Origin of the sequence: Bradyrhizobium sp. Pha-3 (assembly GCF_042258615.1) — a bacterium.
GTDB lineage: Bacteria > Pseudomonadota > Alphaproteobacteria > Rhizobiales > Xanthobacteraceae > Bradyrhizobium.
Genome location: NZ_CP170152.1, coordinates 668467 through 689019 on the forward strand (window position 1 = coordinate 668467; position 20553 = coordinate 689019).

General features: G+C 64.5%; 16 protein-coding genes and 1 riboswitch. Of the genes, 9 read left to right on the top strand and 7 right to left on the bottom strand.

Translation table 11 applies throughout. The features are described from left to right. Positions 1 to 99: 99 nt before the first annotated feature. The 6 genes from ACE10Z_RS03130 to ACE10Z_RS03155 all read right to left on the bottom strand — a co-directional run bounded on the left by ACE10Z_RS03130 (position 100) and on the right by ACE10Z_RS03155 (position 5718). On the bottom strand, positions 100 to 1329 hold the full coding sequence (locus tag ACE10Z_RS03130; protein ID WP_375786634.1) for an ABC transporter substrate-binding protein: 1230 nt from the start codon (positions 1327 to 1329) through the stop codon (positions 100 to 102). A 29-nt stretch (positions 1330 to 1358) separates the two neighbouring features. Continuing rightward, entirely contained in the window at positions 1359 to 2381 is a 1023-nt protein-coding gene (locus ACE10Z_RS03135) for a branched-chain amino acid ABC transporter permease (protein ID WP_375786635.1), read from the bottom strand. Positions 2382 to 2383: 2 nt separating this feature from the next. Next, complete coding sequence (locus tag ACE10Z_RS03140) at positions 2384 to 3262, bottom strand: branched-chain amino acid ABC transporter permease (protein WP_163160471.1); 879 nt, start codon at positions 3260 to 3262, stop codon at positions 2384 to 2386. A gap of 12 nt (positions 3263 to 3274) precedes the next feature. After that, positions 3275 to 3988, bottom strand: a complete 714-nt coding sequence (locus ACE10Z_RS03145) for an ABC transporter ATP-binding protein (RefSeq protein WP_375786636.1) — start codon at positions 3986 to 3988, stop codon at positions 3275 to 3277. Beyond that, positions 3985 to 4782 (bottom strand): ABC transporter ATP-binding protein, encoded by a 798-nt coding sequence (locus tag ACE10Z_RS03150; RefSeq protein ID WP_095731499.1) that lies wholly within the window; start codon positions 4780 to 4782, stop codon positions 3985 to 3987. The genes ACE10Z_RS03145 and ACE10Z_RS03150 overlap by 4 nt, the downstream gene beginning before the upstream one ends. 69 nt (positions 4783 to 4851) lie before the next feature. Continuing rightward, the gene (locus ACE10Z_RS03155) at positions 4852 to 5718 is read right to left on the bottom strand and encodes an IclR family transcriptional regulator (protein WP_375786637.1); all 867 of its coding nucleotides are present in this window, start codon (positions 5716 to 5718) and stop codon (positions 4852 to 4854) included. 170 nt (positions 5719 to 5888) lie between these two features. Here ACE10Z_RS03155 and ACE10Z_RS03160 point away from each other — a divergent pair, with 170 nt between their 5' ends. From ACE10Z_RS03160 to ACE10Z_RS03185, 6 genes are all read left to right on the top strand, one after another. Further along, entirely contained in the window at positions 5889 to 7985 is a 2097-nt protein-coding gene (locus tag ACE10Z_RS03160; protein WP_375786638.1) for a 3-hydroxyacyl-CoA dehydrogenase NAD-binding domain-containing protein, read from the top strand. A gap of 157 nt (positions 7986 to 8142) precedes the next feature. Further along, positions 8143 to 9804, top strand: coding sequence for a dicarboxylate--CoA ligase PimA (gene pimA / locus ACE10Z_RS03165; RefSeq protein WP_375786639.1), 1662 nt, complete (start codon positions 8143 to 8145; stop codon positions 9802 to 9804). A 23-nt stretch (positions 9805 to 9827) separates the two neighbouring features. After that, a complete protein-coding gene (locus ACE10Z_RS03170) occupies positions 9828 to 11015 on the top strand; it encodes an acetyl-CoA C-acyltransferase (protein WP_375786640.1) in 1188 nt (395 codons plus the stop codon). Between the two features lie 167 nt (positions 11016 to 11182). Continuing rightward, on the top strand, positions 11183 to 12373 hold the full coding sequence (pimC, locus tag ACE10Z_RS03175) for a pimeloyl-CoA dehydrogenase large subunit (protein WP_375786641.1): 1191 nt from the start codon (positions 11183 to 11185) through the stop codon (positions 12371 to 12373). A gap of 192 nt (positions 12374 to 12565) precedes the next feature. Beyond that, entirely contained in the window at positions 12566 to 13711 is a 1146-nt protein-coding gene (gene pimD, locus ACE10Z_RS03180) for a pimeloyl-CoA dehydrogenase small subunit (RefSeq protein ID WP_375786642.1), read from the top strand. Between the two features lie 109 nt (positions 13712 to 13820). Then, a complete protein-coding gene (locus ACE10Z_RS03185; RefSeq protein ID WP_375786643.1) occupies positions 13821 to 14594 on the top strand; it encodes an SDR family NAD(P)-dependent oxidoreductase in 774 nt (257 codons plus the stop codon). Between the two features lie 138 nt (positions 14595 to 14732). Here ACE10Z_RS03185 and ACE10Z_RS03190 read toward each other — a convergent pair whose 3' ends face one another. Further along, positions 14733 to 15926, bottom strand: coding sequence for an O-succinylhomoserine sulfhydrylase (locus tag ACE10Z_RS03190; protein WP_375786644.1), 1194 nt, complete (start codon positions 15924 to 15926; stop codon positions 14733 to 14735). A gap of 76 nt (positions 15927 to 16002) precedes the next feature. Further along, positions 16003 to 16082, bottom strand: a riboswitch (SAM riboswitch). A gap of 181 nt (positions 16083 to 16263) precedes the next feature. Here ACE10Z_RS03190 and ACE10Z_RS03195 point away from each other — a divergent pair. The 3 genes from ACE10Z_RS03195 to ACE10Z_RS03205 all read left to right on the top strand — a co-directional run bounded on the left by ACE10Z_RS03195 (position 16264) and on the right by ACE10Z_RS03205 (position 20431). After that, positions 16264 to 17322: a 2'-deoxycytidine 5'-triphosphate deaminase gene (locus tag ACE10Z_RS03195; RefSeq protein ID WP_375790091.1), complete on the top strand. Its 1059-nt coding sequence runs from the start codon at positions 16264 to 16266 to the stop codon at positions 17320 to 17322. A 480-nt stretch (positions 17323 to 17802) separates the two neighbouring features. After that, positions 17803 to 18858 carry a hypothetical protein gene (locus ACE10Z_RS03200; RefSeq protein ID WP_375786645.1) on the top strand — a complete coding sequence of 352 codons (1056 nt, stop codon included), beginning with the start codon at positions 17803 to 17805 and terminating at the stop codon, positions 18856 to 18858. A gap of 130 nt (positions 18859 to 18988) precedes the next feature. Continuing rightward, a complete protein-coding gene (locus ACE10Z_RS03205) occupies positions 18989 to 20431 on the top strand; it encodes an MATE family efflux transporter (protein ID WP_375786646.1) in 1443 nt (480 codons plus the stop codon). The last annotated feature ends 122 nt before the right edge of the window (positions 20432 to 20553 follow it).

The window sequence follows — 20553 nt, forward strand, 5'->3', positions numbered from 1 at the left end:
CTTAGTTTGCAGTATTCAATACCATCGGCGCGGGGCGTCAACAAAAAGCCCCCGCGACTGTCATCGCGGAGGCTGTTGTTTTAATCCCGCAGTGCAACCTCACTCAGAGGGGACGTCGCCGGAAATGATGTCACCGAACAGTTCCCACTTCTGACCCTTGAAGCGCTGCATCTGCAGCTGGGCGATCGGGGCGAAGTCGGTGGCCGAGGTGTTGATCTTGACGCCGGGCAGCAGGGTGTCGGGCGTAAAGTCCTTCAGGCTCGCCGCCTGCTTCATGACGTTGGCGCGGGTCAGGTCGTCGCCGCACATTTCCAGCACCTTGGCGAGCGTCTGTGCGGCGCCGTAGCCGTAGACATAGCCGCCGTCGGTCTTGTCGGCGCCGGGCATGTACTTGTCGAGAAACTCCGACCACTTCTTCATGCCGGGGTCGCTATTCCACTGCGAGTCGGCACCATCCTTGGCATAGGCCGCCGACAGCACGCCCTGGGCGTTGTCGAAGCCGGCCGGCTGCATCACGCTGCCGACCGAGGCCGACACGTTGGTGATGATCTGCAGCGGCTTCCAGCCGAGTTCGGCGGTCTTCTTGATGGTCTGTGCGCCGAACTTCGGCGTGGTGTAGATCAGCAGCACGTCGGGATTGGCGGCCTTGATCTTCACGATGTGGCCGTCGATCGACGGCTCGGACACCTCATAGCTCTCCTCCATGATGATGCTGGAGGCCGCCTTGGCGCCAAAACCGTCCTTGGTGCCCTTGAGGTAGTCTTTGCCGAAATCGTCGTTCTGATAGAGGATCGCGACCTTGGCGTCGGGCTTCTCCTTCATCAGCCACTTGGCGTAGATCTGCGCTTCGCTCTGGTAGCTCGGCTGCCAGCCCATGGTCCACGGGAAGTTCTTCGGGTCGTTCCACTTGGTGGCGCCGGTGGCGACGAACAGTTGCGGGATCTTCTTGGAATTCAGGTATTTCTGGATCGCGGTGTTGGACGGCGTGCCGAGCGGGTTGAAGACCAGCAGCACTTCGTCGCTCTCGACCAGCTTGCGCACCTGCTCGACCGCCTTCGGCGGCGAATAGGCGTCGTCATAGCTGACGAAATTGACCTTGCGGCCGTTGATGCCGCCGCGGTCGTTGATCATCTTGAAGTAGGCTTCTTCGGTCTTGCCGATCACGCCGTAGGCGGAGGCCGGTCCCGAATAGGGGATGATGTTGCCGACCTTGATCTCGGTATCGCTTGCGCCGGTGTCGTATTTCTTTTGAGCGAATGCGGCGGTGGACGTCGCGGCAACAGCGACGATCGCCGCGGAAATCGCGGCGATCCGAACGGTAGAAAGCATAATATCTCCTGGTTTGGTTCTATAGGCTGTTAGTTCTTCTTGAGCTTTGCGGCCAGCTGCTGGGCAACGATCGCAACCTGCCTGGCGCCGTGCGGCACGAGGAAGATGACGAGGAACAGCAGCACGCCGAACACCGCGCCGGAGAGGCCCTTGGAAATGCTCTCCGCCATGTTGGGCACAAAGATGATGAAGGCGCTTCCGACGATCGAGCCGGGCAGCCAGCCGACGCCGCCGACCACCATGCCGAGGAACAGTGAGATCGCGAGCTGGATGGTGTAGCCGTCGGGCGCCACGAACTGCACCGCGATGGCGCCGAGACCGCCGGCAACGCCGGTGATGCCGGCCGAGACGCCGAACGCCAGCGTCTTGTACAGCGCGACGTCGACGCCCATCGCGGAAGCCGCGATCTCGTTGTCGCGGATCGCCATGAAGGCACGGCCGGAGCGCGAGCGCAGCAAGTTCACCGAGGCGACGTAGATTCCGATCGAGACCGCCAGGGTGAAGTAGTAGAGCCACATGTCCTGCGACAGCGGCAGCCCGAACGGGGCATCCGGCTTGGTGACCACGAGGCCCTGCACGCCGCCGGTCCAGTGCTCGAAATAGCCGAGCTTGAGCAGCTGCGGCATTGCGGTGGCGAGCGCGAAGGTCGCGAGCGCCAGATACACGCCGCTGAGCCGCAGCGCCGGCTGACCGAACAGGAAGCCGAAGCCGAAGCAGACGATGCCGGCGACCGGCAGCGTCAGGGCATAGTTCATGCCCGCATGCTCCATCAGGATCGCCGACGTATAGGCGCCGACCGCGTAGAACGCGCTCTGGCCGAGCGAGAACTGGCCGCTTCCGCCGGTCAGGATGTTGAGCGCCATCACCGCGAGCGCGTAGATCAGAAGCATCGTCATCTGGAAGATGATGAAGTTCTTCACGAACAGCGGGATCAGGATCAGCGCGGCAAGCACGACCAGCGACGTGCCGTAGCCCAGCGTCATGGCACGCTTGGGCACGGCCTCGACGGCCTGGCCTTCGGTGACGACTTCGACTTCTTCAGCGGCGCTCATGATCAAACTCGCTTGACGATGGCGCGGCCGAACAGGCCTGCCGGTTTCACGACCAGGACAACGATGATCAGCGCAAGCGCGATCGGAAGTTTCAGCTCATTGCCGACGCCGGGGATGTAGGTGCCGACGAGGTTCTCGAAGATGCCGACCAGGAAGCCGCCCATCACGGCGCCGAACGGCGAGGTCAGGCCGCCGAGCACGGCTGCGGCAAATCCGTAGATCAGCACGCCGAGCATCATGTTCGGCTCGAGGAACACCACAGGGGCGATCATCATGCCGGCGATCGAGCCGATCGCGGACGCCATGCCCCAGCCCAGCGCGATCATCCAGGAGGTGTTGATGCCGACCAGCCGGGCCGATTCAGGCAGCGAGGCGGCCGCCCGCATCGCAAGGCCGACCCGGGTGAACCGGAAGAAGAAGAACAGCAGGGCCAGCATCAGCAGCGTGATGCCGATCATGCCGGCCTGGTGGGTCGAGATCAGCTGGCTGCCGAGGAACGGCGAGGAGCCGAACGGCGTCGGATACTGCTTGATGGTGAAGTCCCAGATCAGGCCGGCGACCGAGTTGATGATCGCATACAGCGCGATGAAGCCGGCGACATTGGTCAGGATCGGGGCCTTGGCCAGCGGCTTGAACAGCAACCGCTCGATGACGATGCCGGCGGCAAACGAAAAGGCGACGGTGAGCACGAAGGCGCCCCAATATGGCACACCCCATTGCATCAGCTGCCAGGATACGAAGGTCGAGAACATCGCCATTTCGCCCTGGGCGAAATTCAGGTGGTCGATGGCCTGGTAGATCATCACGACCGCGAGCGCCATGCAGGCATAGATCGCGCCCGTGGCGATGCCGGCCAGGACCTGGTTGGCAAAAAGCTCCATTGTGCCAGCTCCTCAGTAGCCGAGATAGGATTTGCGGACGTCTTCGTTGTTCGCGATGTCCTTGGCATTGCCCGACATCACGATCCGTCCGGTTTCGATCACATAGGCCTGGTCGGCGAGTTCGAGCGCGAGCTGCGCGTTCTGCTCGACCACCAGGATGGTCACCTTTTCCTCGCGATTGATCTTGCCGAGGATACGGAACAGGTCGCGCACGATCAGCGGCGCGAGGCCGAATGACGGCTCGTCGAGCAGCATCAGGCGCGGCCGCAGCATCAGCGCGCGCGCCACCGCGAGCATCTGCTGCTCGCCGCCGGACAGCGTGCCGGCCTGCTGGGTGTAGCGCTGCTTCAGCACCGGGAAATGCTCGTACATCCGCTCGATGTCGGAGCCGATGGCGCTCTTGTCTGAACGGCTGATCGCGCCGAGCTGCAGATTCTCCTCCACCGTCATGTTGGTGAAGGTGCCGCGGCCCTGCGGCACATGGGCGATGCCGAGCCGGACCACGTTTTCGGTGGAACGGGTGCCGATCGGCTTGCCCTCGAACTCGATCGCGCCGGTCGAACGCACCATGTTGCAGATCGCCCGCAGCGTGGTGGTCTTGCCGGCGCCGTTGGCGCCGAGCAGGGTGGTCAGCGAACCCTCGTTGAGCGAGAAACTGAGGCCGTGCAGGGCCTGGACCTGACCGTAATAGGCGCGCAGGTCCTTGACGTTGAGCATCGCGGTCATTGGTCCTTGCTCCCCAGATAGGCCTTGATGACGTCGGGGTCGGCCTGGACCTGGGCCGGCGTGCCTTCGGCCAGCTTGCGGCCGAAATTGAGCGCGACGACGTGGTCGGCGATCGACATCACGAGACCCATGTGATGCTCGACCAGCAACACCGTAATTTTACGGTCGTCGCGGATTTTGCGGATCAGATCGCCGAGCACGTAGACTTCCTCGTGATTGAGGCCGCCGGCCGGCTCGTCGAGCAGCAGGATCTTCGGATCCGCGGCCAGGGCGCGCGCCAGCTCGACGCGCTTCTGGGTGCCGAAGGGAAGGCCCGAAACCACGGTGTGGGCGACGTCCTCGAGATCGAGATAGCCGAGGATGTCGTGCACCTTCTTGTTCATGTCGTTCTCGCCGCGGCGAACCCAGGCAAGGCGCAGCGAGTCGCTGACGATGTCGCTCGAGGTGCGCGCATGCGCGCCGACGCGCACATTGTCGATCACGGACAGGTTGGGGAACAGCGCGACGTTCTGGAAGGTGCGGCCGATGCCGATCTCGGCAATCCGGTGCGGCGGCCGCGACAGGATGCTCTTGCCTTCCATCAGGATATCGCCGGACGACGGCTGATAGAGCCGCGACAGGCAATTGAACAGCGTCGTCTTGCCGGCGCCGTTCGGTCCGATCAGGCCGAGGATCTGCCCATGGCGCATGTCGAACGACACGCCATTCAGTGCGATGATGCCGCCGAACACGACGCTGACGTCGCGAACCGCGAGCAGGGGATCATTCCCCTGCGCGAGCTGTGCCTGCGTCATCTCGTCTCGCCCGCCATCTCTGAGCGGTGCGAGCGGCCCTGCGATGGATTTCGCCGGACGCGATGGAGGCTATCTGATCCCCTCGGCCAAACGTGCAACTTTCCCTCCTACTCTAGACTTTTTGCTTTGTTCTTTTTTGGATTGCGGCGCTATTCCACCGAGCGCCTGCTCGATGTTCCTTACCATCGCGACAAGGCGAGGTCCAATGTCGTTGAGCAATCGATCTTCCGTGAAGCGGAATGCCGGCGCGCCGCAATTGAAGGCGTAAGGACCGGTTCCGTCGTTCAGTCTCAATGCAACGCCAACCGCGGCGACGTCGTCCTGCCAGTCGCCGGTCGACATGGTGAAGCCGTGCTTCGCCACCGTCTCGCCGGAGCGCTCGATGCCGTCGCGCATCTTGGCCCAGCGGCTGCCATAGTGATCCCGCAGCTCGCGTAGTAGAGCCGCACGTTCTTCGGGTGGCAATGCCCAAATATAGGCACGGCCCATCGCGGTAGTCGCGATCGGCACCCGCGAGCCGACGTCGAGCTGCACGCCGAGCGCCAGGCCGTTCCGGCTCTGGCCGAAATAGATCATGCTGTGACGGTCGCGGCCGCCGACGGCGACGGCGCCGCCGGTCGCGCGCATCACTTCTTCTCGATACGGCTCGGACAAATGCCGAACGCCGAGATTGGCGAGCGCGGCATAGCCGAGCGCCATCGCCGACGGTGCGAGCTGATACTTTTCGAATTTCGGTACAGGTGTAAGGTATCCCAGCTTGGTCAGCGTGTAGGTCAGCCGGGAAATGGTTGGCTTCGGTAACTTGGTGCGGGCTGCAATCTCCTGATTGCCGAGCAGCCCGTCATTGGGTTGAAATGCACGCAGGACATCCAGTCCGCGGGAAAGCGCGACGACGAAATTGCGATCGGTCGCTGCTTTCTTGCTGGCGCGCTTCATTCCCTGCCCTTGTCATGCTCGTTGACAAGGCTCGTGCTTCAAAATAACCCTCCGTGTCAAGATGTGGAATTAAATTTCGCAGTGCGAAATTGGTCTAATCGTAGCGGCTCGACGCAAGTCGTGCAGCTACTCAACGCAAGTTCAAGAACAAGCATCCAGGGAGAGTCCCGGTGAGTGAAGTCGTCAAGCTCGAACGTCATGACAACATTGCCGTCGTCACGGTTAACAGTCCGCCTGTGAACGCGCTGAGCGCTGCCGTGCGCGGCGGCATCTTCGATTGCGTCAAGAGCGCGATCGATGACGCTCAGGTCCAGGGCATCGTGCTGACCTGCGCCGGCCGCACCTTCATCGCCGGCGCCGACATCACCGAATTCGGCAAGCCGCCGAAGCCGCCCGGGCTCGCCGAAGTGCTGAGCCTGATGGAGAGCTCGCCGAAGCCGATCGTTGCCGCGATCCACGGCACCGCGCTCGGCGGCGGCCTCGAGGTCGCGCTGGCCTGCCACTATCGCGTCGCCACCAAGGACGCCAAGCTCGGTCTGCCCGAGGTGAAGCTCGGCCTGCTGCCGGGCGCCGGCGGCACCCAGCGTCTGCCGCGTGCGGTCGGTCCCGAGCTCGCGGTCAAGATGATCGTCGGCGGTGATCCGATCGGTGCGGACGCGGCGCTGAAGGCCGGCCTGATCGACGAGATCGTCGAGGGGCCGGCGTCGGGCGGTGAGGCGTTTGCGCGCCAGGTGGTCGCCGAGAAGCGTCCGCTGCGCAAGCTCCGCGATGACGACAGCAAGCTCGCCGCGGCCAAGGCCGACCGTTCGATCTTCACCAATGCCGTCGCCGCACTGACCAAGAAGTCGCGCGGCCTCGAGGCGCCGTTCGCCGCGGCCGATGCCGTCGGCGCCGCGATCGACCTGCCGTTCGATGAGGGCCTGAAGAAGGAGCGCGAGGGCTTCCTCAAGCTGATGAACGGCGACCAGTCCAAGGCGCAGCGTTACGCCTTCTTCGCCGAGCGTGAAGCCGCCAAGATCTCCGGTGTTCCCGAGGGCACCAAGGGCCGCAACGTGGCGCGCGTCGCCATCCTCGGCGCCGGCACCATGGGCGGCGGCATCGCGATGTCGTTCGCCAATGCCGGCATCCCGGTCACGCTGATCGAGACCGGCGAGGAGCAGCTCAAGCGCGGCATGGGTATCATGCAGAAGAACTACGAGGCGACCGCCGCGCGCGGTGGCATCCCGGCGGACGCGCCGGCCAAGCGCATGGCGCTGATCAACGGCGTCGTCGGCATCGAGAACATCGGCGACGCCGATCTCGTGATCGAGGCGGTATTCGAGACCATGGCGGTCAAGAAGGAAGTGTTCGGCAAGCTCGATCAGTACGCCAAGCCGGGCGCGGTGCTGGCCTCCAATACCTCCTACCTCAACATCGACGAGATCGCGCAATCGACCAAGCGTCCGCAGGACGTGCTCGGCATGCACTTCTTCTCGCCGGCCAACGTCATGAAGCTGTGCGAGATCGTGCGCGCCGACAAGACCGCGCCCGACGCGCTGGTGACTGCGGTTTCAATCGCCCGCAAAATTGCAAAAGTGCCGGCCGTGGTCGGCGTCTGCGACGGCTTCGTCGGCAACCGTATGCTGGCGCAGCGCGGCAAGCAGTCCGAGAAGCTGTTGTTCGAAGGCGCACTGCCGCAGCAGGTCGACGCGGTCGTCACCAAGTTCGGCATGCCGATGGGCCCGTTTGCGATGGGCGATCTCGCCGGTCTCGATATCGGCTGGCGCTCGCGCAAGGATCGCGGCATCAAGTCGGAGATCGCGGACGCGCTGTGCGAAGCCGGCCGTTTCGGCCAGAAGACCGGCAAGGGCTACTACAAGTACGAGCAGGGCTCGCGCGCGGCGCTGCCGGATCCGGAGGTCGAGAAGCTGATCGACGAAACGCTGGCGCGCCTCGGCCGCAAGAAGCGCGTCGTCAGCGACGACGAGATCCTCGAGCGCATGATGTACCCGATGATCAACGAGGGCGCGAAGATCCTCGCCGAGGGCATCGCGGCGCGGCCGTCTGATATCGACGTGGTCTGGCTCTATGGCTATGGCTGGCCGATTTATCGCGGCGGCCCGATGTTCTGGGCCGACACCGTGGGCCTCAAGCACATCGCCGATCGCCTGGCCTTCTACGCCAAGGAGACCAACGATCCTTCGCTCGAGCCGGCGCCGCTGCTGAAGAAGCTCGCCGACGAAGGCAAGACCTTCGCCTCGCTCGCCGCGGCGTCGAAGGCGGCGTGATTGGCTGAAGGCCTAACTTTGCGTCGTTCCGGGGCATCGCGAAAGCGATGATCCCGGAACCCATCGCGCCTCGGCGCGTGTGGATTGATGGATTCCGGGTCTGGCCCTTCGGGCCATCCCGGAATGACGACTTCAAAGAGTCCCTGCGAAGGCATCCATGACCTATCCCGGCGAACAATATTATCCCAAGGGCGTGCAGTGGAGCGACGAGATCACGCGCGGCACGCTGCCGGACCTGCTCTCCAATGCCGCCGCCGAGTTCGGCGCGCGTCCGGTGCTCGAATTCCGCGATCGTCAGATCAGCTACAGCGAGCTCGAGGCGCTGGTCGAGACCGCGGCGGCCGCCTTCATGCGGGCCGGATACGGCAAGGGCACCTCGGTCGCGCTGTTTCTCGGCAATTCGCCCGATCACCCGATCAACTTTTTCGGCGCGCTGAAGGCAGGCGCCCGCGTCGTGCATCTGTCGCCGCTCGACGGCGAGATCGCGCTGTCGCACAAGCTCTCCGATTCAGGCGCACGGGTCCTTGTCACCAGCAACCTGTCGGCGCTGTTGCCGACCGCGCTGAAATTCCTCGCCAAGGGTCTGCTCGACCGCCTGATCGTTTGCGAGGATGATCATTGGGGCAAGGTCGGCACACAGCAAGCCGCGTTGCCCGATAACCCCGCGATCATCACCCACCGGCAATTCATCGACGGCGCAGTCAAGCCGTCGCAATGGCCCGTCGTCGACGTCGAGGACGTCGCGCTGCTGCAATATACCGGCGGTACCACCGGCCTGCCCAAGGGCGCCATGCTCAGCCACGGCAATCTCACCGCGGCGGTGTCGATCTATGATGTCTGGGGCAAGCCGGGGCGGCTCGAACGCAACGCGGTCGAGCGCGTGATCTGCGTGCTGCCGCTGTTTCATATCTACGCGCTGACCGTCGTGCTGCTGTCGGCGATCCGGCGCGGCCATCTGATCTCGCTGCATCAGCGCTTCGACGTCGAGGCCGTGATGCGCGACATCGAGGTCAAGCGCGCGACGGTGTTCCCCGGCGTGCCCACGATGTGGATCGCGATCGCCTCGCTGCCCGATCTCGACAAGCGCGATCTCTCTTCGCTCGTGGTCGCCGGCTCCGGCGGCGCGCCGCTGCCGGTCGAGGTCGCCAAGATCTTCGAGCGCCGCGTCGGCATGAAGCTGAAGAGCGGCTGGGGCATGACCGAGACCTGTTCGCCCGGCACCGGCCATCCCAAGGAAGGGCCGGAGAAGCCGGGCTCGATCGGGCTGATGCTGCCCGGCATCGAGATGGACGTGGTGTCGCTGGAGGATTCCACCAAGGTGATGCCGGTCGGCGAGGTCGGCGAAATCCGCATCCGCGGCCCGAACGTCACCAAAGGCTACTGGAACAGGCCGGCGGAGACCGCGGAGGCCTTCGTCGGTGACCGCTTCCTGACCGGCGACATCGGCTACATGGACGCCGACGGCTATTTCTATCTGGTCGACCGCAAGAAGGACATGATCATCTCCGGCGGCTTCAACGTCTATCCGCAGATGATCGAGCAGGCGATCTACACCCATCCCGCCGTGCAGGAGGTGATCGTGATCGGCATCCCTGACGACTACCGCGGTGAGGCGGCAAAGGCCTTCATCAAGCTGCGCGACGGCGAGAAGGTGTTCTCGATCGACGAGCTGCGCGCGTTCCTCACCGGCAAGGTCGGCAAGCATGAGCTGCCGGCGGCGGTCGAATTTGTCGACGAGCTGCCGCGCACCCCGGTTGGGAAGCTGTCGCGGCACGAATTGCGGCAACAGCAGCCGAATGCATCTCAAACCAAACCATAACAGACTGTATCAGGATCCCGCGCATGACCGACGCCGTTATCGTCTCCACCGCCCGCACGCCGATCGGCAAGGCCTATCGCGGCGCGCTCAACGCCACCGAGGGCGCGACCCTGCTCGGTCACGCGATCGGCGAAGCGGTGGCGCGGGCCAAGGTCGATCCGAAGGAAATCGAAGACGTCGTGATGGGCGCGGCGATGCAGCAGGGCGCGACCGGCGGCAACATCGCGCGCAAGGCGCTGCTCCGTGCCGGCCTGCCGGTGACGGTTGCCGGCACCACCATCGACCGGCAGTGCGCCTCCGGCCTGCAGGCGATTGCGCTTGCTGCCCGCTCGGTGATCTTCGACGGTGTCGAGATCGCGGTCGGCGGCGGCGGTGAATCGATCTCGCTGGTGCAGAACGACAAGATGAACGCGTTCCACGCCCAGGATCCGGCGTTGCTCAAGATCAAGGGCGAGGTCTACATGCCCATGATCGACACCGCCGAGGTGGTCGCCAAGCGCTACGGCATCTCGCGCGAGAAGCAGGACGAGTATGGGCTGGAGAGCCAGCGCCGCACCGCGGCCGCGCAACAGGGTGGCAAGTTCAAGGAAGAGCTCGCGCCGATCACCACCATGATGGCGGTGACCGACAAGGCGACCGGCGCCGTGTCGATGAAGGAAGTGACGCTGTCGCAGGATGAAGGTCCGCGGCCGGAGACCACTGCCGAAGGGCTCGCCAGCCTCAAGCCGGTGCGCGGCGAGGGCTTCACCATTACCGCCGGCAATGCCAGCCAGCTTTCGGACGGCGCCAGCGCGTCGGTGATCATGAGCGACAAGGAAGCCGCGAAGCGCGGCCTGAAGCCGCTCGGCATCTTCCGCGGCTTCGTTTCCGCCGGCTGCGAGCCGGACGAGATGGGTATCGGCCCGGTGTTCGCGGTGCCGCGGCTGCTCAAGCGTCATGGCCTCAAGGTTGACGACATTGGTCTCTGGGAGCTCAACGAGGCGTTCGCGGTGCAGGTGCTGTATTGCCGCGACAAGCTCGGCATCGATCCGGAGAAGATCAACGTCAATGGCGGCGCGATTTCGGTCGGCCATCCCTACGGCATGTCGGGTGCGCGGCTCACCGGCCACGCGCTGATCGAGGGCCGCCGCCGCAAGGCGAAGTATGCCGTCGTCACCATGTGCGTCGGTGGCGGCATGGGCGCGGCCGGCCTGTTCGAGGTGTTGCAGTAATTCGCCGTCGTCCTGGCGAAAGCCAGGACCCATACTCCGCGGCCGGGGTGAGGGGCACAGACGGTAGTCGCCTTCGCAAGACAACGAAGGCCGGTGGTAATGGGTCCTGGCTTTCGCCAGGACGACAACGGAACAAGGCGTTAATTTTCGCTCAAAAGGAGGATCCGATGGATCTCGCTTTCACCAAGGAAGAGATAGCGTTTCGCGAGGAGGTACGGGAGTTCTTCAAGAACAACGTGCCGCCGGACACAAGGCGCAAGCTGCAGGAAGGCCGCCATCTGTCGAAGGACGAGATGGTCACGTGGTGGCGCATCCTCAACAAGAAGGGCTGGGGCGTCACCCACTGGCCGAAGGAATATGGCGGCACCGGCTGGACCACGGTGCAGCATTACATCTTCAACGAGGAGCTGCAGTCCTATCCCGCGCCGCAGCCGCTCGCCTTCGGCGTCAGCATGGTCGGCCCGGTCATTTACACGTTCGGCAACGAGAAGCAGAAGAAGGAATATCTGCCGCGCATCGCCAATGTCGACGACTGGTGGTGCCAGGGCTTCTCGGAGCCGGGCTCGGGTTCGGACCTCGCCTCGCTGAAGACCAAGGCCGAGCGCCGTGGCGACAAGTGGATCATCAACGGCCAGAAGACCTGGACCACACTCGCCCAGCACGCCGACATGATCTTCTGCCTCTGCCGCACCGACAACAACGCGAAGAAGCAGATGGGCATCTCCTTCATCGTGTTCAGCATGAAGTCGAAGGGCGTCACCGTGCGCCCGATCCAGACCATCGACGGTGGCCACGAGGTCAACGAAGTGTTCTTCGACGACGTCGAGGTTCCCTACGAGAATCTGATCGGCGAGGAGAACAAGGGCTGGGATTACGCCAAATTCCTGCTTGGCAACGAGCGTACCGGCATCGCCCGGGTCGGCGTCTCGAAGGAGCGGCTGCGCCGCATCCGCGCGCTGGCCTCCAAGGTCGAAGCGGGCGGCCGTCCGGTCATCGAGGATCCGGCGTTCCGCGAGAAGCTCACGGCCTGCGAGATCGAGCTGAAGGCGCTCGAACTCACCCAGCTCCGCGTCGTCGCCGACGAGGGCAAGCACGGCAAGGGCAAGCCCAATCCAGCTTCTTCCGTGCTCAAGATCAAGGGCTCGGAAATCCAGCAGACCACGACCGAGCTGCTGATGGAGATCATCGGTCCGTTCGCCGCGCCCTACGACGAGCATGGCGATGCCGGCTCCAACGAGAGCATGGATTGGACCGCGCAGATCGCGCCGAGCTACTTCAACAACCGCAAGGTCTCGATCTACGGCGGCTCCAACGAGATCCAGCGCAACATCATCAGCAAGGCGGTGCTGGGGCTGTAGCTTCCTTCCCTCTCTCCGCGTTTGCGGGGAGAGGGTTGGGGTGAGGGGCATCTCTCCGCGCAACGACTGTCGAGAGACCTGTACCCCCTCACCCGGATCGCATCTTGTGATGCGATCCGACCTCTCCCCGCAAGCGGGGCGAGGTGAAGAGGTCCCGGTTTCGGTAATGACTTTCAGTTTAAAGGAACGAACATGGATTTTGATCTGTCCGAGGAGCAGCGGCTTCTCAAGGAAAGCGTCGACGGGTTGCTGGCGGATGCCTACGACTTCGATGCGCGCAAGAAGTACATGAAGGAGAAGGGCGGCTGGAGCAAAGCGCTCTGGGGCAAGCTCGCCGAGCAGGGCCTGCTTGGTCTGCCCTTCGCCGAGACCGATGGCGGCTTCGGCGCCGGCGCGGTCGAGACCATGATCGTGATGGAAGCGCTCGGCAAGGCGCTGGTGGTCGAGCCCTATCTCGCCACTGTCGTCGTCGCCGGCGGCTTCCTGCGCCATGGCGGTTCGGCCGAGCAGAAGGCCAAGTACATCCCCGGCATCATCGACGGCAGCAAGACCTTCGGCTTCGCGCAGCTCGAGAAGAACTCGCGCTACGATCTGTTTGACGTCGTGACCACGGCGAAGAAGAAGGGCGACGCTTACGTGATCGACGGCGAGAAGTTCGTCGTGCTGAACGGCGAGAACGCCGACGCGCTGATCGTGACCGCGCGCACCAAGGGCGGCCAGCGCGACAAGGCCGGCATCGGCGTATTCCTGGTTCCGGCGGACGCCAAGGGCGTCACCAAGAAGGGCTATCCCACCCAGGACGGCCTGCACGCGGCCGACATCACCTTCACCAATGTCGAGGTCGGTGCGGATGCCGTGATCGGCGATCCCGAGAACGGCCTGCCCCTGATCGAGCGCGTGGCGGACGAAGCCCGCATTGCGCTGTGCGCGGAAGCCGTCGGCGCGATGGACGAGTCGCTGAAGGAGACCGTCGAGTACATCAAGACCCGCAAGCAGTTCGGCGTGGCGATCGGCTCGTTCCAGAGCCTGCAGCACCGCGCCGCCGACATGTTCGTGGCGCTGGAGCAGGCCCGCAGCATGTCGATGTTCGCGACCATGGCATCGGACTTCAGCGATGCCAAGGAGCGTTCGTCCGCGGTCGCGGCCGCCAAGGTGCAGGTCGGCAAGTCCTTGAAGTTCGTCGGCCAGCAGTCGATCCAGCTTCATGGCGGCATCGGCATGACCATGGAAGCCAAGATCGGCCACTACTTCAAGCGGCTCACCATGATCGAGAACACGCTCGGCGACACCGACTACCACCTCCGTCGCGTCAGCGAGGGCGGCGGGCTGTTGGCTTGAGATGTCGTTGCCGGGCTTGACCCGGCAACCCATCGCTTCTTGAAAAGATGGATGCGCGGGTCAAGCCCGCGCATGACGAGTTCTGGTAGAAGTCAGGGAAACAACAACAATGAAGAACACCCCGTTCGATCTCACCGGCCAGGTCGCCGTCGTCACCGGCTCGAGCCGCGGCATCGGCCGCTCCTCGGCGGAGTTGCTCGCAAAACTCGGCGCCAAGGTCGTGATCTCCTCGCGCAAGGCGGATGCCTGCCAGGAAGTCGCCGACGGCATCAAGAAGGCGGGCGGCGATGCGCTCGTCATCCCCTGCAACATCGCGCGCCGCGCGGAGGTCGAGGGGCTGATCTCCGGCACGATCAAGCACTACGGCAAGATCGACATCCTGGTTTGCAACGCCGCGGTGAACCCCTATTACGGTCCGCTGCTCGACATCACGGATGAGGCCTTCGACAAGATCATGGGCTCGAACGTCAAGAGCAACATCTGGCTGTCCGCGCTGGCAATCCCGCAGATGGCCGAGCGCGGCAAGGGCTCGGTCGTGATCATCTCCTCGATCGGCGGACTTCGGGGTTCTACGGTAATCGGCGCCTACGGCATCTCCAAGGCGGCGGATTTTGCGCTGTGCCGCAGCCTCGCCGGCGAATGGGGCCCGAAGGGCGTGCGGGTCAATTGCGTGGCGCCGGGCCTGGTGAAGACCGATTTCGCCCGCGCGCTGTGGGAGGACCCGGATAATCTGAAGCGCCGCACCGCATCGACGCCGCTCCGCCGCATCGGCGAGCCCGACGAGATCGCGGGCGCGGTGGCCTATCTGGCTTCCGATGCCTCGACGTTCATGACCGGCCAGACCATCGTGGTCGATGGCGGCGTGACGACGGCTGCGGCGTAACGAATCGCTTTACAAAAAGCACACCAAAGAATCGTCATGCCCGGCCTTGTGCCGGGCATCCACGTCTTTGGCGGTTGCTGCGAGCAAGACGTGGATGGCCGGGACAAGCCCGGCCATGACGAGTCTTGCGGGTCAGCCTCAAACCTGCTCCAGCGCGCGCTCAAAATCCTCGATCAGATCGTCGGGGTGCTCGAGCCCGGCCGAGAACCGAATAAAGCCTTCGCTGATGCCGAGCTCGGCGCGAGCCTCCGGCGCCAGGCGCTGATGCGTCGTGGTCGCGGGATGTGTGACCAGGCTCTTGGCATCGCCGAGATTGTTGGAGATGCGCGAGATCTTCAGCGCATTCAGGCAGCGGAAGGCTCCGGCCTTGCCGTCCTTCACCTCGAAGCCGACCAGTGTCGAGCCGGCGCCCATCTGCTTCTTCACCGTCTCGGCCTGCGGATGATCGGGACGGCCGGGATAGACCAGCCGCGTGATCTTCGGATGGTTGGCCAGCGCCTCGGCGATCTTCGCCGCGTTCTCGGTCTGGGCGCGAACCCGGATGCCGAGCGTCTCCAGCCCCTTCAGCAGCACCCAGGCGTTGAACGGCGACAGCGACGGACCGGTCTGACGCATGAAATTATGGATGTGCTCGGCGATGAACGCCTCCGACGACAGGATGACGCCGCCGAGGCAGCGGCCCTGGCCGTCGATATGCTTGGTCGCGGAATAGACCACGACGTCGGCGCCGAGCGACAGCGGGCTCTGCCAGATCGGCGTCGCGAACACATTGTCGACGATCAGCCGGGCGCCGCCGCTATGCGCGATCTCGGCGATCGCGCCGATGTCGAGCACGTCGAGCGTCGGGTTGGTCGGGCTCTCCAGGAAGAACGTCTTGGTGTTCGGCCGCAACGCGCGCTGCCACTGGTCGAGATCGAGGCCGTCGACCAGCGTCGTCTCGATGCCGTAGCGCGGCAACAGGTCCTGCACGACATAGAGGCACGAGCCGAACAGGGCCTTCGACGCCACCACGTGATCGCCGGCCTTCAGCGGTGCAAGGATCGCGGTGGTCACCGCGGCCATGCCGGTTGCGGTCGAGCGCGCGGCTTCCGCGCCCTCGAGCTCGATCATGCGGCGCTCGAACATCGCAATGGTCGGATTGGAGTAGCGCGAATAGATGAAGCCGGGATCCTGGCCCTTGAAGCGCGCCTCGCATTGCTCGGCGGTGTCGTAGACGTAGCCCTGGGTGAGAAACAGCCCTTCCGACGTCTCCCCGAACTGCGAGCGCAGCGTGCCGCCATGGACGAGGCGGGTTTCAGGACGGAAGCGGGCGGTAGCGTTAGATTCAGACATGTGACCTCCGAAGTGGCCATTTCCCTCGGAAACTGGCCACAAAAAAACCGGCCTGGAGCAACCTCCACAAGCCGGGATCACACTGTCCCCGGCCTGTTTAGCGACTTATTTAACGTGGCTGCAAGCCGGCCGGCTCAAATCACCACGGGATAAGTGCAGCTGATATTCCCTCGCGCCCTTTCCGTCAAGACGGTCATCGGATAACCCGTAAAAGCCCATAATTTGGGGCTTGGTGGCCGCTCGGAGTATGATTTTGGGCCATCTCGAGGGATCGCCGAGGGACCGCGCCGTGTCGTTCACGCTGGAAGACGAATCCAACGGAATCCTGCCCGACCGCATGATCGCGGAGATGGCGGAGGCCGGCCTCATCCTGCCCGCCTACGACTTCGTCGAGAGCCAGATCCAGCCGGCGAGCCTCGACCTGCGCCTCGGCGACATCGCCTACCGCGTCCGCGCCAGCTTCCTGCCGGGGCCCGATGCCACGGTCGCCGAGCGGATCGACCAGCTCAAGCTGCACGAGATCGATCTGTCCGACGGCGCGGTGCTGGAGACCAATTGCGTCTACATCGTGCCGCTGCTGGAGAGCCTGGCGCTGCCGCCGGAGATCGTCGCCGCGGCCAACCCGAAGAGCTCGACCGGACGGCTCGACGTGTTCACCCGCGTGATCGCCGACGGCACCCGCCGCTTCGACATGATCGGCGCCGGCTATCACGGTCCGCTCTATGCCGAGATCAGCCCGAAGACGTTTCCCGTGCTGCTGCGCGAGGGCTCGCGGCTCAGCCAGGTCCGTTTCCGGATCGGCGAGGCGACCTTGACCGCCGACGAGCTCGATGCGCTGCATGCCGCCGAACGCTTGGTCGATGCCGACGATGCCGATCTCACCCACGGCGTCGCGCTGTCGGTCGATCTGTCCGGCGAGAACTCGGGCGGCTTCGTCGGCTATCGCGCCAAGCGCCACACCGGCGTGGTCGATGTCGATCGCCGCGGCGGCTATTCGGTCGAGGAATTCTGGGAGCCGATCAAGGCGCGCTCCGACGGCAGCCTCATCCTCGATCCGGGCGAGTTCTATATCCTGGCTTCGAAAGAGGCCGTGCAGGTGCCGCCGGACTACGCCGCGGAGATGGTGCCGTTCGATCCGCTGGTCGGCGAATTCCGCGTCCACTATGCCGGCTTCTTCGATCCCGGCTTCGGCTATGCCGGCGCCGGCGGCAAGGGCGCGCGCGCCGTGCTCGAAGTGCGCTCGCGCGAAGTGCCGTTCATTCTCGAGCATGGCCAGATCGTCGGCCGCCTCGTCTATGAACGCATGCTCGAGCGCCCCGACGCGCTGTATGGCCAGCGCATCGGCTCGAACTACCAGGCGCAGGGCCTGAAGCTCTCCAAGCATTTTCGCGTTTAATTCCGTAGCCCGGATTTCGCGTCATTCTCCGCCGTCATTCCCCGCGTAAGCGGGGAATCCAGTACGCCGCGGCCTCTCCATCGACAACGACCGCCTCTGGAATACTGGATCGCCCGATCGAGTCGGGCGATGACACCGCGCGTAATTCCGTAGCCCGGATGCAGCGAAGCGAAATCCGGGACGGCGCATACGCGGATTGAGCCGCCCCGGATTGCGCTTCGCTGCATCCGGGCTACGATTGCCGTCATTCCCCGCGAAAGCGGGGAATCCAGTACGCCGCGGCCCCTCCATCGATAACGACTGTCTCTGAAATACTGGATCGCCCGATCCCGTCTACGCCAAGGCTTCGACGGGGCTCACAGTCTCAGGCGCGCCGGAGCTTCAGCGGAGGCGCCAAGTCGGGCGATGACACCGAGTGTGTTGGTTGCGCTGTCTCTTACGCGATGACACAGTCCAGCAAACAACAAGCCGGGAGCAAACATGAGCGCCGCATCAGATTCAGCGCAGCAAGAAGCGCAATGGCGGAAGTGGCGCAGCGTCGCCGATCTCTATCACGCCTTCTTCACTGGGCTGATCCTCACCGTGGTGACGCGGCGCGGCACCGCCGACGCCGCCGAATTCGTCTTCCGCGTGTTTCGCCGTCAGCAGCAAGAGCGCTTCCTGCCCGGTCTGAAGAAGCTCGGCCTCGACGGCCTGCCGCCTGCGGTCGCGGCCGCGCAGTATCACTATCTCTCCAACTGGATCGGCGGCGTGCATGTCGAATACATGGTCGAGTCCGACCGCAAGGCCTGGATCCGCTATCCGCCGCCGCGCTGGATCTGGAAGGGCACGGCGATCTGCGGCGTGCCCGGCGAGGTCTCGCGCGCGATGCTGCGCGGCTGGCACGCCAACAATGGCGTCGCGCTTGGCGATACCAGGCTCGGCTTCGTCTGCACCAAGCAGAGCGTCGATGGGCAGGACGGGCTCGAGGGCTATTATTGCGAATACGATCATCCGCTCGAGCTCGACCAGCGCCTGGTGTTTGCGCGCCATCTCGAGGCGCCGCTGTTCGATTCCAGAACCGCGCCGGCATTGCCGGTCGACAGTTGGCCGAAGCCGCGGCTGGAGAAGGCCTATCGCAACTACGCGATGGAGTATGTGAAGACGGCCGCGCCGGTCATCGTGCAGGTGTTCGGGCCTGAGGATGCGAGCTATCTGCTGCATCTCACCGGCAAGCTGATTGGCATGCAGTATTTCGACGAGGTCGCGCAGGCGCTCGGCGGGCGTCGTGGCCATGCCGCGGAATTTGCCGCATTCCTGCGCACTCTGTTCGAGTCGCAGGATGATGTCGCTGACATCAGCGAGTCCGAGGGCCAGTTCGAGATCCGCCAGCAGGGCTGGAAGCTGATGGCCGACGTGGCCGATTATCACCCGGCCTGCGCCAGCGTTCTGACAGGCCTGTTCGAAGGGCTGGCGGCCGGCTGCGGCCGGCATATTCCGGTGCATCTGAAGCCGAACAGCGCCGCCGGCGCGCCGTTCGTCTGGTCGATCGGCTAGCGCCAAGGTTCATCCCGGTTCACCTGCAATCACGCAGGCCCCCCTTGCGTCCCGCGCACGTGGAATCCACCGCTGCCATGGTAGGGAAACACCATGGCGCGGCTCCCGAAGATCGCGCGTGGGAGTGGAAATGTCCGATCTCGGCCTCGCCGAAATACCTGTCGACGAACAAGAACGGCCGCTGCCGCCGCCGGTGACGAGGCCGGCGCGCAACGCGCTGCTCGACGGGCCGATCCTGCGCACGCTGTTGTGGCTGGCGTGGCCGAACGTGATCGCGCTTTCCGCCGGCACCTGCGTGGTGATCGCAGAGACCTCCTATATCGGCCGGCTCGGCGTCGAATCGCTCGCGGCGATGGCGCTGGTGTTTCCCTGCGTGATTCTGACCATGACGATGTCCGGTGGCGCGATGGGCGGCGGAGTTGCATCCGCGATCGCGCGCGCGCTCGGCGCCGGCGAGATCGAGCGCGCCTCGACGCTTGCAATGCATGCGCTGCTGATCGGATTGACGTTCGGCGCCACCTTCATGCTGGGCATGCTGATCTTCGGCCCGCGCCTGCTCGAATTGCTCGGCGGCCGCGGCAATGTGCTGGCGAATGCGATCGCCTATTCGCAAGTGTTCTTCGGCGGCGCGATTCTGCCCTGGCTGATGAACACGATGGCCGGCATCCTGCGCGGCACCGGCAACATGAAGCTGCCGTCGACCATGATCCTGTCCTCGGCGGTGTGCCAGATCATTCTCGGCGGCACGCTCGGGCTCGGCCTCGGGCCGGTGCCGCAATTCGGCATGCGCGGCGTCGCGGCGGGTTCGCTGATCGCCTATTCGATCAGCATCAGCGTGATGGGCTGGTATCTGTTCTCGGGCCGCGCCCGCGTGAAGCCGAAGCTCAGGGGGGTGCGCGTGCAATGGGCGATGTTCATCGACATCCTCAGGGTCGGCGCGGTCTCCTGCTTCTCGCCGCTGCAATCGGTTCTGACGATCTCGATCTTCACCCACATGCTGGCGCAGTTCGGCACCGCGGTGCTTGCCGGCTACGGCATCGGCGCGCGGCTGGAATTCATGCTGACCTCGGTGGCGTTCGCGGTGGGTATCGCCTCGGTGCCGATGATCGGCATGGCGGTCGGGGCCGAGCGCGTCGCGCGGGCGCGGCGCATCGCCTGGACCGCGGGCACGCTGTCGTTCTTCGCGGTCGGCGTGGTCGGCAGCTTCATCGCCGTGTTCCCCGATCTCTGGGTCAACCTGTTCACCAACGATCCGCATGTGCGGGCGACCAGCCACCAATACCTGTCGACCGCCGCGCCGATGTACGCCTTCATCGGCCTCGCGATGTCGATGTATTTCTCCTCGCAGGGCGCTGCGAAGGTGCTGGGTCCGGTGCTGGCGCAGACCGCGCGGCTGATCTTCATCGGCACCGGCGGCTGGTGGCTGTCCACGCATGAAGCGAGTGCGCAAGATTTCTTTACACTCGCCGCCGCATCGATGGGCGTGCTCGGCGTGCTCTCCTGCCTCAGCGTGATCCTGACGCGCTGGGGCAAGTCAGCGCCGGTCGCCGAGGCGCAGCCGGCGCTGTCGTAGGCTATTAGACCCGTCATCCTGAGGAGCGCGCAGCGCGTCTCGAAGGATCGACGGCCCCGGTGTTTCGGCGTGCGCTCGTAGCAACAGCGAGGCTGTCGCCCTTCGAGACGGTCGCTTCGCGA

Excerpts from the sequence above, each read along its gene's own strand:
- ACE10Z_RS03130 (WP_375786634.1), bottom strand. The coding sequence starts at position 1,329 with ATGCTTTCTACCGTTCGGATCGCCGCGATTTCCGCGGCGATCGTCGCT.
- ACE10Z_RS03135 (WP_375786635.1), bottom strand. The coding sequence starts at position 2,381 with ATGAGCGCCGCTGAAGAAGTCGAAGTCGTCACCGAAGGCCAGGCCGTC.
- ACE10Z_RS03140 (WP_163160471.1), bottom strand. The coding sequence starts at position 3,262 with ATGGAGCTTTTTGCCAACCAGGTCCTGGCCGGCATCGCCACGGGCGCG.
- ACE10Z_RS03145 (WP_375786636.1), bottom strand. The coding sequence starts at position 3,988 with ATGACCGCGATGCTCAACGTCAAGGACCTGCGCGCCTATTACGGTCAG.
- ACE10Z_RS03150 (WP_095731499.1), bottom strand. The coding sequence starts at position 4,782 with ATGACGCAGGCACAGCTCGCGCAGGGGAATGATCCCCTGCTCGCGGTT.
- ACE10Z_RS03155 (WP_375786637.1), bottom strand. The coding sequence starts at position 5,718 with ATGAAGCGCGCCAGCAAGAAAGCAGCGACCGATCGCAATTTCGTCGTC.
- pimA (WP_375786639.1), top strand. The coding sequence starts at position 8,143 with ATGACCTATCCCGGCGAACAATATTATCCCAAGGGCGTGCAGTGGAGC.
- ACE10Z_RS03170 (WP_375786640.1), top strand. The coding sequence starts at position 9,828 with ATGACCGACGCCGTTATCGTCTCCACCGCCCGCACGCCGATCGGCAAG.
- pimC (WP_375786641.1), top strand. The coding sequence starts at position 11,183 with ATGGATCTCGCTTTCACCAAGGAAGAGATAGCGTTTCGCGAGGAGGTA.
- pimD (WP_375786642.1), top strand. The coding sequence starts at position 12,566 with ATGGATTTTGATCTGTCCGAGGAGCAGCGGCTTCTCAAGGAAAGCGTC.
- ACE10Z_RS03185 (WP_375786643.1), top strand. The coding sequence starts at position 13,821 with ATGAAGAACACCCCGTTCGATCTCACCGGCCAGGTCGCCGTCGTCACC.
- ACE10Z_RS03190 (WP_375786644.1), bottom strand. The coding sequence starts at position 15,926 with ATGTCTGAATCTAACGCTACCGCCCGCTTCCGTCCTGAAACCCGCCTC.
- ACE10Z_RS03195 (WP_375790091.1), top strand. The coding sequence starts at position 16,264 with ATGATCGCGGAGATGGCGGAGGCCGGCCTCATCCTGCCCGCCTACGAC.
- ACE10Z_RS03200 (WP_375786645.1), top strand. The coding sequence starts at position 17,803 with ATGAGCGCCGCATCAGATTCAGCGCAGCAAGAAGCGCAATGGCGGAAG.
- ACE10Z_RS03205 (WP_375786646.1), top strand. The coding sequence starts at position 18,989 with ATGTCCGATCTCGGCCTCGCCGAAATACCTGTCGACGAACAAGAACGG.